Origin of the sequence: Flavicella sp., from assembly GCF_029238425.1 — a bacterium.
In the GTDB taxonomy this organism is placed as follows: Bacteria; Bacteroidota; Bacteroidia; order Flavobacteriales; family Flavobacteriaceae; genus Flavicella.
In genome coordinates, this window is sequence record NZ_JAQWGB010000068.1 from 1 (window position 1) to 15,753 (window position 15,753).

Annotated in this window: 17 protein-coding genes; 13 read left to right on the forward strand and 4 right to left on the reverse strand. The window is 32.7% G+C overall.

Features of this window, described 5'->3' with window-relative positions; genetic code table 11:
• The 10 genes from P8H68_RS04710 to P8H68_RS04755 form a co-directional block, all read left to right on the forward strand.
• On the forward strand, positions 1-886 hold an 886-nt coding region (locus tag P8H68_RS04710; RefSeq protein WP_300322230.1), incomplete at its 5' end, for an AAA family ATPase.
• 76 nt (positions 887-962) lie between these two features.
• Complete coding sequence (locus tag P8H68_RS04715; protein WP_300322231.1) at positions 963-1,832, forward strand: DUF58 domain-containing protein; 870 nt, start codon at positions 963-965, stop codon at positions 1,830-1,832.
• A gap of 28 nt (positions 1,833-1,860) precedes the next feature.
• Positions 1,861-3,459, forward strand: a complete 1,599-nt coding sequence (locus P8H68_RS04720; RefSeq protein ID WP_300322232.1) for a hypothetical protein — start codon at positions 1,861-1,863, stop codon at positions 3,457-3,459.
• A 2-nt stretch (positions 3,460-3,461) separates the two neighbouring features.
• On the forward strand, positions 3,462-4,469 hold the full coding sequence (locus tag P8H68_RS04725; RefSeq protein ID WP_300322233.1) for a VWA domain-containing protein: 1,008 nt from the start codon (positions 3,462-3,464) through the stop codon (positions 4,467-4,469).
• A 74-nt stretch (positions 4,470-4,543) separates the two neighbouring features.
• Positions 4,544-5,590, forward strand: coding sequence for a VWA domain-containing protein (locus P8H68_RS04730; RefSeq protein WP_300322234.1), 1,047 nt, complete (start codon positions 4,544-4,546; stop codon positions 5,588-5,590).
• Positions 5,591-5,595: 5 nt separating this feature from the next.
• Positions 5,596-6,252, forward strand: coding sequence for a tetratricopeptide repeat protein (locus P8H68_RS04735; RefSeq protein WP_300322235.1), 657 nt, complete (start codon positions 5,596-5,598; stop codon positions 6,250-6,252).
• A complete protein-coding gene (locus tag P8H68_RS04740) occupies positions 6,252-6,794 on the forward strand; it encodes a hypothetical protein (protein ID WP_300322236.1) in 543 nt (180 codons plus the stop codon). The genes P8H68_RS04735 and P8H68_RS04740 overlap by 1 nt, the downstream gene beginning before the upstream one ends.
• A gap of 27 nt (positions 6,795-6,821) precedes the next feature.
• Positions 6,822-8,600 (forward strand): BatD family protein, encoded by a 1,779-nt coding sequence (locus P8H68_RS04745; RefSeq protein WP_300322237.1) that lies wholly within the window; start codon positions 6,822-6,824, stop codon positions 8,598-8,600.
• A 3-nt stretch (positions 8,601-8,603) separates the two neighbouring features.
• Positions 8,604-9,431: a hypothetical protein gene (locus tag P8H68_RS04750; RefSeq protein WP_300322238.1), complete on the forward strand. Its 828-nt coding sequence runs from the start codon at positions 8,604-8,606 to the stop codon at positions 9,429-9,431.
• Positions 9,432-9,511: 80 nt separating this feature from the next.
• A complete protein-coding gene (locus tag P8H68_RS04755) occupies positions 9,512-9,955 on the forward strand; it encodes a hypothetical protein (protein WP_300322239.1) in 444 nt (147 codons plus the stop codon).
• Positions 9,956-10,206: 251 nt separating this feature from the next.
• On the opposite strand, the gene P8H68_RS04760 is transcribed toward P8H68_RS04755, so the two are convergent.
• Positions 10,207-11,046 (reverse strand): mechanosensitive ion channel domain-containing protein, encoded by an 840-nt coding sequence (locus tag P8H68_RS04760; protein ID WP_300322240.1) that lies wholly within the window; start codon positions 11,044-11,046, stop codon positions 10,207-10,209.
• A 112-nt stretch (positions 11,047-11,158) separates the two neighbouring features.
• Here P8H68_RS04760 and P8H68_RS04765 point away from each other — a divergent pair, with 112 nt between their 5' ends.
• Positions 11,159-12,079, forward strand: a complete 921-nt coding sequence (locus P8H68_RS04765) for a TIGR01777 family oxidoreductase (protein ID WP_300322241.1) — start codon at positions 11,159-11,161, stop codon at positions 12,077-12,079.
• Here P8H68_RS04765 and P8H68_RS04770 read toward each other — a convergent pair.
• Both P8H68_RS04770 and P8H68_RS04775 read right to left on the reverse strand, forming a co-directional pair.
• Entirely contained in the window at positions 12,076-12,807 is a 732-nt protein-coding gene (locus tag P8H68_RS04770; RefSeq protein ID WP_300322242.1) for a LuxR C-terminal-related transcriptional regulator, read from the reverse strand. The genes P8H68_RS04765 and P8H68_RS04770 overlap by 4 nt on opposite strands.
• 339 nt (positions 12,808-13,146) lie before the next feature.
• A complete protein-coding gene (locus P8H68_RS04775; RefSeq protein WP_300322243.1) occupies positions 13,147-13,671 on the reverse strand; it encodes a CvpA family protein in 525 nt (174 codons plus the stop codon).
• Between the two features lie 119 nt (positions 13,672-13,790).
• On the opposite strand from P8H68_RS04775, the gene P8H68_RS04780 reads away from it, so the two are divergent.
• Positions 13,791-14,141, forward strand: a complete 351-nt coding sequence (locus tag P8H68_RS04780; RefSeq protein ID WP_300322244.1) for a hypothetical protein — start codon at positions 13,791-13,793, stop codon at positions 14,139-14,141.
• A 30-nt stretch (positions 14,142-14,171) separates the two neighbouring features.
• Positions 14,172-15,500, forward strand: coding sequence for a TlpA disulfide reductase family protein (locus tag P8H68_RS04785; RefSeq protein WP_300322245.1), 1,329 nt, complete (start codon positions 14,172-14,174; stop codon positions 15,498-15,500).
• A 7-nt stretch (positions 15,501-15,507) separates the two neighbouring features.
• Here P8H68_RS04785 and P8H68_RS04790 read toward each other — a convergent pair.
• Positions 15,508-15,753, reverse strand: a 246-nt coding sequence (locus tag P8H68_RS04790; RefSeq protein WP_300322246.1) for a hypothetical protein, incomplete at its 5' end; no start/stop codon positions are given.

Below are 15,753 nucleotides of genomic sequence, written 5' to 3' on the forward strand. Positions count from 1 at the left end.
AATGATCGATCGTTTGTTAATTGGTTTGTTAGGAAATGGACATATTTTATTAGAAGGAGTTCCAGGATTAGCAAAAACACTTGCCATTAATACTTTGTCAAAAGCAGTGGATGGAGGTTTTAGTAGAATTCAGTTTACGCCAGATTTATTACCGGCCGATGTGGTGGGTACTATGATTTACAATATGAAGGAAAATAAGTTCGAAATTAAAAAGGGACCTATTTTTGCAAACTTCGTATTGGCGGATGAGATCAACAGGGCACCGGCAAAAGTACAGTCCGCTTTGTTAGAAGCAATGCAAGAGAGACAAGTTACTATTGGAGAAGAGACATTTCCATTGCAAGAACCATTTTTAGTAATGGCAACGCAAAACCCGGTAGAGCAAGAAGGTACTTATACTTTACCTGAAGCACAAGTGGATCGTTTTATGTTAAAAGTGGTTATTGATTATCCTAAGTTAGAGGATGAGCAATTGATCATGCGTCAGAACCTTTCAGGTGGTTTTTCTAAAGTGAATCCTGTTGTTTCTTTAGAACAAATAGTAAAAGCAAGAGCTTCTGTAAAGGAAGTTTATATGGATGAGAAAATTGAAAAATATATTCTTGATATTATTTTTGCAACACGTTATCCTGAAAAATATAATTTATCTGATTTAAAGCCACTGATCAGTTTTGGAGCATCTCCACGTGGAAGTATCAGTTTGGCACAAGCAGCTAAATGTTATGCTTTTATTAAAAGAAGAGGTTATGTAATTCCGGAAGATGTAAGAGCGGTTGTCTATGATATTTTACGTCATAGAATTGGAATTACTTATGAAGCAGAAGCAGAGAATGTAACCTCAGTAGATATTATTAATAAAATTGTAAACGAAATAGAAGTGCCATAGAGTGTTGAGTAATTGTATAAATGTGTATATGAAACACAAAACAATTAAACGATTCAACAGTTAAACGAATACAATATTGGAAACAAAGGAGATACTTAAAAAAGTCCGCAAAATAGAAATTAAAACGCGTCGACTTTCTGATCATATATTTTCGGGAGAATATCATAGTTCTTTTAAAGGACGTGGTATGACTTTTAGTGAAGTACGTGAGTATCAATTTGGAGATGATGTGCGTAATATTGATTGGAATGTTACCGCAAGATACAATCAGCCATATATAAAAGTATTTGAAGAGGAGCGAGAGCTTACCATGATGCTGGTGGTAGATATTAGTGGTTCTCAATTGTTTGGTACTACCTCTCAATTTAAAAAAGATACAATAACAGAGATTGCCGCAACTTTGGCTTTTTCTGCCATTCAAAATAATGATAAAGTAGGGTTGATTTTATTTTCAGACTCTGTTGAATTATTTATTCCTCCTAAAAAAGGGAAAAGTCATGTGTTGAGAATTATTAGAGAGTTGATAGAATTTCAACCTCAAAGTAAAAAAACAAATATTGACGAAGCTTTAAAGTACTTGTCTAATGTAATGACTAAAAAAGCGATTGTTTTTGTGTTGTCTGATTTTATGGACAACTCTTATGAGCAAACGTTAAAAATAGTTGGTAAAAAGCATGACGTAACAGGGGTGCGTGTTTATGACAAACACGATACTGAAATTCCAAACCTAGGTTTGGTTCCAATGTTAGATTCAGAAACGGGAGAAAAGGTAATTGTAAATACTGGATCAAAGTCGGTTAGAAATGCCTACAAGGCTAATTTTTTAGAACTGACAAAGTTTTACGAGACCACTTTTAGTAAAAGTGGATCAGGGACTATAAGTACTCAGGTAGATGAGAGTTATGTCAAAAAACTTTTAGGATATTTCAAACAAAAGGGAAAATAAAAAATAGAAATAAGTAGGACTATTTAAAATGAAAAAAAGCTTAATATATTTATTTTTATTCAGTGTGTTTTTAGGTTTCTCTCAGCAAGAACCAAAAATATTTGTTGCTATTGATACCACGCAAATTCGAATTGGAGAACAATTTGAATATAAAATATCGGTTGATAAAAAAACGGATATTACTTTTCCTATTCTTACCAATTTAGGCTTGATTGAAGTGGTTACTTCAGACAAGATTGATACGTTGAAAAATAAATTAGTCAAAAAGTATGTCTTAACAGGTTTTGATAGCGGTAGTTTTTACATTCCAAAGCAACAGGTTTTTATAAAAAACAAAACTTATTATACAGATTCTTTGTTGATCAATGTAGCAAACGTTACTGTTGATACTGTAAAGCAAAAAGCCTTTCCGATTAAGACCATAGCTGAAGAGCCAATGGTTTTTGATGATTTCAAACCTTATTTCAATTGGTTTTATCTGATTGTGGGTTGTTTAATTTTATTGGTTAGTTTGTACTTTTTGTTTCAGAAGAAAGCCAAGAAAACAAAAGCTAAAAAGAAACGTATTCCTGCTTATCAAGAGGCCATTGAGAAATTCAGTCACTTGGATGAAAAGGATTTATTGGAAAATAATCAAATCAAGGAATACTATATTGAGCTTACTGAGATCATCAGAGTATATCTTGGAAAAGAAGTCAATGTACATACTTTAGAAGCTACTACAGATGAATTGATCGCTTTAGTACAAGATCAAAATAGCGCTAAAAATATTGGGATAACGAAAGAGTCTATTCAGCAGTTACAAGCATTTTTACAACATGCCGATTTTGTAAAGTTTGCCAAATTACGTCCTAGTTCTGGAGAAATCAAAAACGATAGAAATGTTGCTGCCTCTTTGATTGATGAAATGAAACCTTTATTGGATTCTTATTCTGAACAGCAAAGAGTATTAGAAGAGAGTATTGTCAAAGAAACGAAACCTAAGAAAGAGTTTTCATTTAAAAATTTAAGCAAGCGTTCTAAAATATTTGTTGCAATTATTGTTTTTGCAGCCTTGGTCATTGGCTTTTTTGGATATCAAATTTATCAAACGGCTCAAATTAAAAAAGGAGCAAATGCGTTGCCTACAGAAGAAGTTGAATCCGATGGATGGAGCAAACAAACCTTTGGTTCTCCTGCGTTGATTTTGACAGCTCCAGGTACAGTAGCATTGCAATCAGATGAGGTACCGGCACAAATTCAAAGTGTCATGTCGGAGTTAAAAATTTACAGTTATGTAAATCCTTCAGAAAATTCTGAAATATCTGTAACTACTTTAGTTTATGCGGCTCAAATAAACCCAGATGTAGAACAAGTGGTTCAGAGTACGATTAGCAATTTAGAGAAAACTCAAAAAATTGAAGATCTAGAATTTGAAAGACAACCTGCCTCTTTTGGCGAGGAAGTTCATGGAGTTTATTTGAAAGGGAGTTATGTGAGCAAAGGCGTTAAGAAAGGATTTAATCTATTAGGTTTTTCACAAAAAAATAAAGTTTGGCAAGTGTTTACCAATGCAAATTTTGAAGATAAAGATGTACAAACTACTATGGATACAGTGATTCAATCCATAAAATTTGAAAACGAATAATGATGGGTAATTGGACAAATTTTGAATTTGAGACACCTTTGTTTTTATGGGGGTTATTGATACTACCTTTTTTGATATTCTGGTTTTACTACAGTCATAAAAAAAGTACAGCATCTTTAACAGTTACGACAGTTTCTGGATTTAAGTTGAAAAAATCCATTTTAGCACAATTAAAACCTTTGCTATATGTGCTTAAAATCGTTGCTATAGCTTTATTATTTATTGCTTTAGCGCGTCCGAGAAATGTAGAAGTAAGCAAGAAAACGAAATCGAATAAAGGAATTGATATCGTTATGGCCATTGATGTTTCTGGAAGTATGTTGGCCAAGGATTTAAAGCCAAACAGATTAGAGGCGTTGAAGGAAGTTGCGGCTGATTTTGTTGAAAAAAGACCCAATGACAGGATAGGGATTGTTGTATATGCTGGGGAGAGTTTTACACAAACTCCGATAACAAGTGATAAGGGAATTGTTGCAAGAACTATTTCTGAAATTCATTACGGTCAAATTGAGGATGGTACTGCGATTGGTATGGGACTCGGTTCAGCAATTAATAGATTGAAGGACAGTAAGGCAAAAAGTAAAGTCGTTATTCTGTTGACAGATGGTGTCAATACTGCTGGATTTATTGACCCAAGAACAGCAACCGAGCTGGCAAAAGAATTGAATATAAAGGTTTATACTATTGGAATCGGAACCAACGGAATGGCTCCTTTTCCTTATGCGAAGGATAGAGCAGGTAATTTAGTATACCGTCGTCAGAAAGTTGAGATTGATGAAGATTTGTTGAGGCATATTGCATCAGAAACAAATGGAAAATATTTTAGAGCCACCAATAATTTAAAATTGGAATCTATTTATGAAGAAATAAACAAATTAGAAAAAACGAAAATAGAAGAGTTTAAATATTACAATTACCAAGAGGAATATAGAATCTATGTGATCGCTGCTTTGGTATTGTTATTATTGGAATATGTATTGAGAAATACGCTTTTTAAAAGTTTTATATAGATGTTGTTGAATTGGGTAATTGTTCAAAAAATGATTAACCATAACACAATTAAACAATTACACATTTTTAAACAATGTACAAATTAGAAGAACCTATTTATTTTTATCTTTTTGCAATTTTACCATTGGTAATACTTGTATTTATCATGGTGCTTTGGTGGAAGAAACGCACGCAGAAAAAATTTGCTTCTTTGGATTTATTGGAAAAAATAGCTCCGAATTATTCTTTTTTTAAGGCTACTTTAAAATTGGTTTTTTTGTTGATTGGAGTTTCTTTTCTAATCCTTTCTTTGGTAAACCCAAAAATGGGAATCAAATTAAAAACAGTCAAAAGAGAAGGAGTAGATATTGTTTTTGCATTGGATGTGTCTAAAAGTATGTTGGCGGAGGATATTGCACCCAACAGATTAGAGAAATCAAAACAGATTATTGCCAAAACAATTGAAAAATTAGGAAGTGATAGAGTAGGGATTATAGTTTACGCTGGGAATTCTTATCCATTATTGCCTATCACAACAGATCATGCTTCTGCAAATATGTTTTTACAGAATGCAAATCCGGATATGGTTTCAAGTCAAGGTACGGCAATCAACGAGGCATTAGATTTGGCTAAAACTTATTATAATAATGACGAACAAACGAATAAGTTTTTAGTGATTATTTCTGATGGTGAGGATCATGAAAAAAATACGATTGCAAAAGCGGAAGATTTAGCAAGAGAAGGAATCAAAGTGTATACTGTGGGAGTCGGAACCGAAAAAGGAGGCCCAATTCCATTGCGCAACAAAGGAGATTTGATTGGTTATAAAAAAGACAGAAAAGGAGAGGTTGTTATCACGCACAGAGTTCCTAATGTTTTAAAAGAAATAGCCAGTAAAGCAGATGGTGTTTACGTAGATGGAAATTTAACTGCGAAGCCTGTTGAAAGTTTGATCGATGTGGTGTCTAATGCTCAAAAACATGAATTTGAAACCAAACAATTTTCAGATTATAAAGATCAATTTCAATGGTTTGTTGGGATTGGTTTGCTGTTTTTTATGATTGATATTTTCTTTTTAGAGAAAAAGACGAAATGGCTTCAAAAGGTAGATTTATTTAAAGAAAAAGAATTTAAAAAATAATATTTATGAAAATTCTACACTATGTTGTTTTTTGCTTGCTTTGCTTTTCTATGAAAGCACAACAGGACTCTATTGTACAGCAAAGATTGGCAAGGAGTTTTGTAAGAGAAGGAAACGCTTTATATGAAGCTGAAAAGTATGGAGATGCAGCCATTGCCTATAAAAAAGCAACTGCACAGGCAGGTACTTATTTTAAAAGTTCTTTTAATTTGGGGAATGCATTGTATGCTCAGAAGAATTACAAAGAAGCGGTGCCACAATATGAATTGGCTGCTACGGGAACAGAAAATAAATTAGAAAAAGCTGCAGCCTATCATAATATTGGAAATGCTCATTTACAAGAAAAAGAATATAGCAAGGCCATTGAAGCCTATAAAAAAAGTCTTAGAAATAATCCTTCTGATGATGAAACTCGTTATAATTTAGCGTTTGCACGTGAAAAATTAAAACAACAGCAAGAGGACGATAAAAAGAACAATCCACCGCCTCCTTCGGACTATGCGAAAAGGATGAAGAAAAAGGCTGATAACTTATTGGAAGGAAATCAATTTGAAGAAGTCCTAAAATTGATGGAAGCTGCTTTAGAGAAAGATCCAACGGTAGCAAACTATAAGGATTTTATGCAAAGAATAGAGTCTGTAATTGAAATAAAAACTAAATAATGAAAACAATCTTATTACTATTTTTTATGATGATTGGTTTGATTGTGCAATCTCAGACCAGTGCAGATGGTTATTTTAATTCTGGTGCTCAAGATTTTATTCATAATGAATTAGAAAAAGCGATTGCTACTATTGATCAAGGTTTGAAAAAGTTTCCTAATGATGAGAACTTGAATGAATTAAAGGAAAAATTGATCGAAGAGAAGAAAAAGCAAGATCAAAAGCAAAAACAAAACGGCGGCAAAAAAAAGGAAAATCAGGACAAAAAGAGTAACGATAAAAAAGAGAGCGAACAAAACCAAGATAAAAAAGACGAGGAAAACAAGGATCAAAATAAAGACAAAGAAAACGAAGATTCTGAAAATAAAAAGAAAGAGGAGCAAAAACCTCAACCAAAACCTGAGGTTCAGCAAGGTCAGATGACGCCTCAGCAAATAAAACAGTTGTTGGAAACCATGAACAATGAAGAGGCTAAAACTCAGAAAAAAGTAAATGCCCAAAAAGTTAAAGGGAAAAAAGTTCAGCAAGAAAAAGACTGGTAATTTTTACCAAATGCATAAGAGTTAAAAATGAAACTTAAATTAACCTACATATTTTTATTAGTACTTACTCAAAGTATGTTGGCTCAGATCGAGTTGACAACAAAAGTGAGTAAAAATAAACTTGGCTTAAACCAGCGTTTAAGAGTTGAGTTTACGGTAAATAAACAAGGAGCAGATAACTTTTCTCCGCCAAGCTTTAAAGGATTTGAAGTTGTCGGTGGGCCAAGTCAATCTGTAAATCAATCATGGATCAACGGAAAAGTAACGTACTCACAATCTTATAGTTATATTGTTGCTCCAAAAAGAAAAGGTAAATTAACTATTTCGGGTGCCACTATTGAATATAGAGGCGAACTTATAAAATCAAACCCTGTAGATGTTGCCGTTGTGGATGCAATTGAAATGCCAAAAGACCCCAATGATCCAAATTATATAGCGGATCAAAATTTACATTTTGAAACGATTGTCTCAAATGCAAGCCCTTATTTAGGGGAAGGAATTTATGTAGAATACAGATTGTATTTTAGTAATAATATTACAGTAATTGATTTTGGTTTGAAGGAGTTGCCAGAATTCAAAGGGTTCTGGAATCAAGATATAAGAATTGATCAATTTGAAATTAAGAACGGAAAATATAAAGGAGAGGACTATAGATACATAACCTTAAAAAAGGCTGTCTTAATTCCGCAAAAATCAGTAAAGTTATCACTTGAGCCCTCAAGTTTAGAATTGATAGTTGCTATACCAACAGGTAGGGGGGATTTCTTTGGGAATCCAATCACAAGAAATATCAGAAAAAATATAAAGTCTTTTAAAAAGACTATCAAGGTCAAGCCTTTGCCGTTAGAAGGGAAACCAGCCGATTTTAATGGTGCTGTCGGTGATTTTGACATGTCGGTTACCACAAGCAAAGAAAGCTTGAAAGCGAATGAATCTACCCAGTTGAAAGTAGTGGTTTCTGGAAAGGGGAATTTAAAATTATTTGAAATACCTAAAGTCATTACTCCTCAAGAATTAGAAGTGTATACACCAGAACATAATGAGAATTTAAGAATATCTGTTTCTGGTACCAAAGGTTTGAGAGGGGATGTTTCTGATGCCTATACTGTGGTGCCTCAGTTTAAAGGAAAATATAAAATACCGCCGGTATCATTTTCTTACTTCAACCCAAAGGATAAAAAATACCATAGTATCATTTCAGACAACATTTTTGTAAATGTAACTGAAGGAAAAAGTTTGGTAACCAATTCAGATCAAGGACAAACAGTTTCTAATTCGATAAATAAGCAAGTAGTAACCGCAAATAGTTCTTTTAAATATATACAACAAAATACAACTTTGGCCTCTGTTGAAAAGAAAGATTTCTTTAAATCTAACTTGTTTTACCTATTGTTATTATTACCATTTTTAGCGATTCCAATGGCTATCATCATCGGTAAAAAGCAAAAGGAACGAGCGAATGATTTGATTGGTAATAGAACAAGAAAAGCGGATAAATTAGCACGTAAGTTCTTGTCTCAGGCAAAGAAATTATTAGGTAAGAAAGAAGAGTTTTATATTGCTTTAGAAAAGGCATTGCATAATTATTTAAAAGCCAAACTACAGATAGAAACAAGTGAAATTAGCAAAGAACGTATTTCAGAACTTTTATCTAGCAAAGGAGTAGATGCTGAGGTTATCAAAAGCTTTATAGCTGTATTGGATGATTGTGATTTCGCTAGATACGCACCAGTTACCAATGTAATGATGGAAGAGGAGTACCATAAGGCGAAAGAGGTAATTACTAAAATAGACAAACAATTATAAGAGATGATTGGTTTATCAAAAGAAATTGAAACAGTAAAAGCGACTTTAAAAAAGTATGCCTTGCCTCTTGTTGGGTTTAAAATAATAAAAGTATGCTTGTTTTTGTTGTTTGCATATTCCAATGCATTTGCTCAAAATAATTCAGAACTTTTCAAACAGGCAAATGAATTGTATCGAAACGAGAAATATGTAGAGGCTATTGGTTTGTATGAGCAAATTGAAGCAAGTGGATTGGTTTCTTCAGAGCTATATTACAACTTAGGAAACTCTTATTATAAAATAAATAAAGTAGCGCCCAGTATATATAACTTGGAAAAATCCTTGCTTTTAAATCCTCAGAATACGGATGCTGCGAATAATTTAGTATTTGCTAAAAGAATGGCAATAGATGCAATTGAGGAGTTGCCAAAAACTTTTTTTCAGAATTTAGAAGAAAATGTCATTCAACAACTTTCTTTTGATCAATGGGCTTATGTTGCAGTATCTGCTTCTATAATGACCTGTTTATTCTTTTTGTTTTTCTACTTTTCGTACATTCCAGGAAGGAAACGCGCTTACTTTGTGATTAGTATTTTGAGTTCATTGATTTTGATTTTTAGTTTGTTCTTTACTTTTAAGCAATTTGATACAAGCAAATCAACAATAGAAGCCATTGTTTTTGATGAAAAAACAAGTGTAAAGGATGCTCCTTTAGCCTCTGGACAAGAGGTGTTTGAGATTCATGAAGGGCTGAAAGTAATGGTTTTAGATGAGGTTGATGTTTGGAAAAAAATCAAATTATCTGACGGTAAAACTGGGTGGATTTTAGCCGAAAGTTTAAAGATATTATAATTTATTTTTTTACGAATCTCTTGATTCTCCTTTTATTTTTTTCATATATTCGTGGTGTTATTAACTAATATTTAACAAACATGAAAAAATTACTAAGAATTACTTTATTCTGTGTTTTCGCTTTTGGAGCCTCTTCAACTATGTCTGCACAAGAATCTTACGGAGGAGCATTGAACCTTTTTGCTACTTTCGGAAACAACTCATCTGTTACTGGTAACTACGAAATTGCCTTAGCAAAAAACTGGACAATTTCTCCGGAAGCAACGATCCCTTTTGACTTTGATTATATTAGAGCTGGGGCAAGAGTAGATTACTACTTTGATTCTTTATTGAAATTGAATGAGCCTTGGGATATCTGGGGAGGTGTTGGAGCTGGATTTAACATAGGAATTGCAAGTGACTACAACAGTGATTTGGCATGGAACTTACATATTGGTGGTGAATATAAATTCAACCAAACATGGGGTATCATTTTAGAAGCTGGAAACGGTGGTGGTAGTTTAGGTGTGGGTATCCATATGTAAAATATCATTTATATAAATTAAGAAGCCTTGCTATAATTAGCAAGGCTTTTTTGTTTTAGCGTGGCGATTACCCTTAATATTTAGAATTTGTAGGGTTTTAGATAGGTTTAAAATCCATCTAGAATAAGTTTGGTGGTTACGGAATATTGGAGGATAATAGTGCATTAGATGTAATAAAAAAAGCCTTAAGACAGTTCTTAAGGCTTTTGTTTTGGTTACTCCAATAAATAATGGAGTAAAACATATAATTTTTAGTTCTTGTGAACATGCACATCCATTTGTGGATATGGAATATTCAATCCTTCTTTATTGAATGTGTTGTATACATTTTCATTCATATCAAAGAATACTCCCCAATAATCTTCAGCTTTTACCCATACACGAACCACAAAATCAACAGAACTATCTCCTAATCCAGAAACAGCTACAAAAGAGTCATGGTCTCCTCCTGATAAAATTCTTTTATCTGCAGAGATCAAAGCGTTCAAAACTTCTTTTGTTTTTTCTGTACTATCTCCATAGCCTACACCAAAAGTAAAATCTACTCTTCTAAAAGGTTCAACAGAAAAATTGGTCATTGATGAAGTAGACAAACCACCATTTGGAATGATAATCGTTTTATTATCCAAAGTTTTCATAATCGTGTTGAAAATTTGAATTTCAGAAACAACACCTGTATACCCTTGGGCATCAATAAAATCACCAATTTTAAAAGGTTTGAAAATTAAAATCATTACTCCTCCTGCAAAATTCTGTAGCGTACCAGATAGCGCCATACCAACAGCCAAACCAGCTGCCCCTAAAATAGCCACAAAAGATGTCATTTCAATTCCAAGCATTGTCAATACAGTAATAACAAGCAATGCTTTCAAGAGTACACCAACAATACTTTTTAAGAAAGGTTTTAAAGATGGGTCCGTTTTTGACTTGTCTAAGACTTTATCAAATCCATTTACCATAGATTTTACAATCATTGATCCAATGATCCATACCGCAATAGCACCAACCAATTTCAGGCCGTACTCACTGACGATTTCAATTGTTTGAGTTTTGATGCTCTCAAACGTAGTGTTCATTTCTTCGATATCCATAATTAATTTTTAAGTTGAATTACAAATATAAATCAAATATGGAAACAATCTATATTATCAAATCCTAACATATGTTCATAAATTTACAAGTTGAGTTTCTTACATTTACGTAATGATGAATCGAGTTTTAATTACGGGAGGAACTGGTTTTGTTGGACAATACTTAACGAAGTGTTTAATTTCAAATGGTTATCGAGTTTCTATTCTTTCTAGAGGAATAAGAGAAAACACAAAAGATGTTTCTTATTTCCTATGGGATGTAGAAAATAAATTGATTGACAAAACTTGTTTGCAAAAGGTGCAAACCATAATACATCTTTCTGGTGAAAATGTTGCTGAGTCTAAATGGACTAAAGATAGAAAGGGTAAGATTTTACAGAGTAGAGTGCAGTCTACAGAGTTGTTATATGATTTGTTAAGTAAAGAGAGCCACAATGTGAAAAGCTTTATATCAGCTTCCGCTACTGGGATTTATGGAAGTCAGACTACAAGAAATATTTACCAAGAAAAAGATGCCTTAGGAACAGATTTTTTAGCTAAGGTATGTACTGAATGGGAATCTGTTGTCTTTGAAATGAACTCCATAGGAATTAGAACCGTTGCCTTAAGAACGGGAATAGTTCTTGCCGAGAACCATGGAGCTTTGGCAAAAATGATGTTGCCATTTAAATTAGGGTTAGGTTCTGCCTTAGGTAGCGGTAAACAATATATGCCATGGATACATATTGATGATCTTTGTAAGATGTATTTATTTGCCTTAGAAAATTCTGATATTTCTGGAGCCTATAATGCTGTAGTTGGTGATGATTTGAATAATGAAGAACTTTCAAAAGCATTGGCAAAAGTTCTAAAGAGACCCTTTTTTATGCCGAAAGTACCTCAATCCATTTTAAAATTGATCTTCGGAGAAATGGCTGTTATTTTGACAAAAGGCAGTCGTGTATCCTCAGAAAAAATCAAAAATGAAGGTTTTGAATTTTCTTTTCCAGAGGTAAACATGGCCTTACAAAACTTATTAAATACAAGCGCCTAAGGTAACACATGATTGTCATAAGCAAAACTTATCAAGTGCGTTAAACTTTTTACGTTAAAGCGTTTGTACATTGGGATGATTCTTTTTTCGATAGCTGATTGAGAAACACCTAATTTATTAGCAATTTCTTTAAAAGCATAGCCCTTGGACGCTAGTTGAAGCGCTTCTTTTTCCTTTCTAGATATAGCAAAGTGATGAAAAAGTTCTTTATTCAAACTTTCTTCGAATTCTTCTTTTTCTGGACCATAAGTAGCAAATTGCATTACTTTTCCAAACTTTAAAGAAGGAACGTATTGCGTTATTCCAATGATTTGATCCACTTTTCCATTGATAGACTTATGTACTCCAACCGTTGAAAAAACGGGAATTTCTGAGCCGTCTTTGTGGTATCGTAGAATCTCATAGGTAAAGCTATATTCTTCAAGTTTCTCGGTTTTAGTACTTAAAAAACACCAAGCTTTGTTGTTCAGTTCATTCAAGGATTGTGAATATTGAGCCGCTGCCGAATTGACAATTAGCATCATGTTTATTTCACTATCCTCATAACCTAAAACATCTTTCCAGCCGGCTGCAAATACCATTCTCTGTTCAGAAAATGAATATATATACACCGCTTGTTTTGGGAAACGTTGAATTATTTTGTCGTAATGTTTGTACTCTTCACAATGCACATCTATGGGCAATTCTGTAACCACAGATTGTATTGTTGGTTGGGTTTCTTTTTTCATAAGCAAAAAACTTGCGTATTTACACAGTTGGCTGTATAAACCTAATTATATAATTTTACCATTGTTAACGAATGGTATTAAGCTTTTACACAAATATGGAAAAAATAATTCGTTTTAGGGGTAAAATTGGATGCTATTGACATTATTAAATTGAAGTTTTTTCAATTATTCGTTATCAAAATCGCTATGGACGAGAATTAAGCGACCTTTTATAGGTCGCTTTTTTTGTGGAATAAATTTTGGATTCTAACGGAGTTGTCAATTCAAAACAAGTAGAACTCAATACTATATGAACATTGAATTTAGACGACTAAAACTAAATTTAACTGCGATCAGTGATTAAATTTCGTTTGAAATAATTTCTTCTAAGGAAGGTGTTTGAGTATCGTTAAAGTAATTTGGAAATATCATAGGAGCCAAATTTTTAACTGGCTCAATGAAAATAGAAGCTTTTATTTGTTCTTTACTTACAAAAGGTATCGTATTGTTCATCTTCATAAAAAAGGAAAGAATTACACTTAAAATAAAGGCGATTTTTAAAAATCCAAAAATCCCTCCTAAAATTCTGTTTAAAATACCCAAAGCAGCAAAACTCGCAATTTTAGTCAATAACTTTCCAGCTAATGAAACTGCCACAACAATTCCGACAAAAGTAAGTGCAAAAGCAGCATAAGAAATATATTGCTCGTCCCAATCAAATTGTTTTTTTAGAAAATCGCCGACATAAAATGAAAAATGCATGGCGCCATATACACCACCAATCAATGCGACCAACGAAGCGATTTCTACAAACAAGCCTTTAAAAACTCCTCGGATGAATCCAAAAAGAAGTAGGGTAGCAATAATGATATCAAATGTATTCATCGAAATAAAAAGCGATTTAATTTTTTCAAAGATAAGTTAAAGTTTTCTAGTTTTAGTTCAAAGAATACAGAGCTGAAATCATGCTCTTTTGATGTATCTTTGCTTTCAAAATAAATAAGATGTCTAGAGATATAGAGTTGAAAGAGCAATGGGAATCGGTAGTAAAATTTCTTTCGGAAAAATTTGCTGATGGAGATACTATGGATTTAGATTCCATTGTTTATTTGATAGGAGTTCAAGAGCTTGGAAAAGGGATACAATCTTTTAAAAAAGATGAAAAGGTGAATTTAATGCATATTGCCATATGTCGTCTTTTGGAGCCTTATGGATATTATGAATTTGATTTTATTGATCCTGACGGATGGCCTCATTATAAAGTTTTGGAAGAATTACCTCCCTTAAAACCAGGAGAACAATCTATTTTAATGAAGGAAGCGATTGTAAAATATTTTTCTTCGGAGGAAGAGTAATTTTGGTTTGATATTTGAAATACCCATGTTATGATTAGAAAATATTTACTTTTTGTTTTTGTACTGACATCACTTATGTCTTTTGGTCAATCTCAATTAAAAGGAACTTTTGAACCTTTTACGAAAGATATAAAATGGGTCATGTTGTATCAGATCAAAGATGGGAGACAGCATTATATAAAAAACACTAAAATAGAGAACAAGTCTTTTTATTTTGAAATGCCAAAAGAATTATCCTCTGGTATGTATCGTATTGTTTACAGGTTACAGGGAGAAGGTTTTTTAGATTTTTTATATAATAAGGAAGATGTTTCTTTTAAGTTCAATCCCGATTATCCTGAGGAGACAGTGATGTACTCTAAGTCGAGAGAGAATAAAATGTACCAAGAGTATTTGGTTTCTATTTTAGGAGCACAACAATATTTGGATTCTCTTCAGATAGCCTATTTTAAAGACCCTAAGCCATCTACAGCTGCCACTTATCAAGAAACATATTATGAACTTAAAGATATTCAAAAGGAGTATCAAAATAAGTCTAAGAGCATGTTGGCATTTAATTTTATTCAGGCTACACAGCGATATAATGCAAAGACGGTTGTGGAAGCACCGCAAGAATATTTAGAAAATATTAAAATTAACTTTTTTGAACATATAGATTTTCAAGATCCAATTTTGGTCAATTCTTCTTTTTTGGTGGATCGAACGATAGATTATATTTTCAATTTAAACTATTCACAGGACAAAACGGTACAACAGAATCTGTATAAAGAATCTATAAAAAATGTACTAGAGATTCCTAAAAAAACGAGTCTTCAAAAAGATTTAATTCAAATAATAATTGAAGAGTTTGTGAAATCTGAAGATCCTGAAATGGTGAGATATATGCTTGACACTTACTATAAAAAATTACCAAAAGAACAGCAAAGTGAAGGATATATATCAGAGACATTGGCAAAAATTACTGTGGTTGTAGGGGCTATTGCACCGGATTTTAAATGGGGAGAAGACAAGCAATTATCTACTTTAAATACCCATAAAAATTATATTGTTGTTTTCTGGAGTACGGGCTGTTCTCATTGTAAAAAGCAGTTGCCAGAAATGTATGCTTTTTTAAAGGACTATAAAGACATTCAAGTAGTGGCAGTGGCTTTGGAAAAAGAGGATACTGATTTTAAAAAGTTAATTCCAAATTTTTCGGGATGGGAGCATGTTTTAGGAAAAGGTAAATGGAAAAATGATATTGCGAGAGATTATAATGTGGAGTCTACACCAACTTTTATTTTATTAAATGCCAATAAAAGAATTATAGCATTACCAGACAATTATTCTGAATTGAAAGAGAATGTAAAAGCTTTATAACAGTAGTTTATTCCAAATTAAGAAAAACGGTACATCTAAACATCAAATCATTGTTTGGGGTTACTAGCCCTGCAACGGTATCGTAGGTGGTAAAAATAATATTTGGATGCATCAGGAAATAGGAGGTGATAGGTATTTCTGTTCCAAGGATAAATAAAGTTGCTTTTGAACTTGGGTCAAAAGGAATGTAGGAGATGTTATTTCCATTTGGACTCGGTTCCATAATTCTATCAATTCTACCAACGGCAGAGAT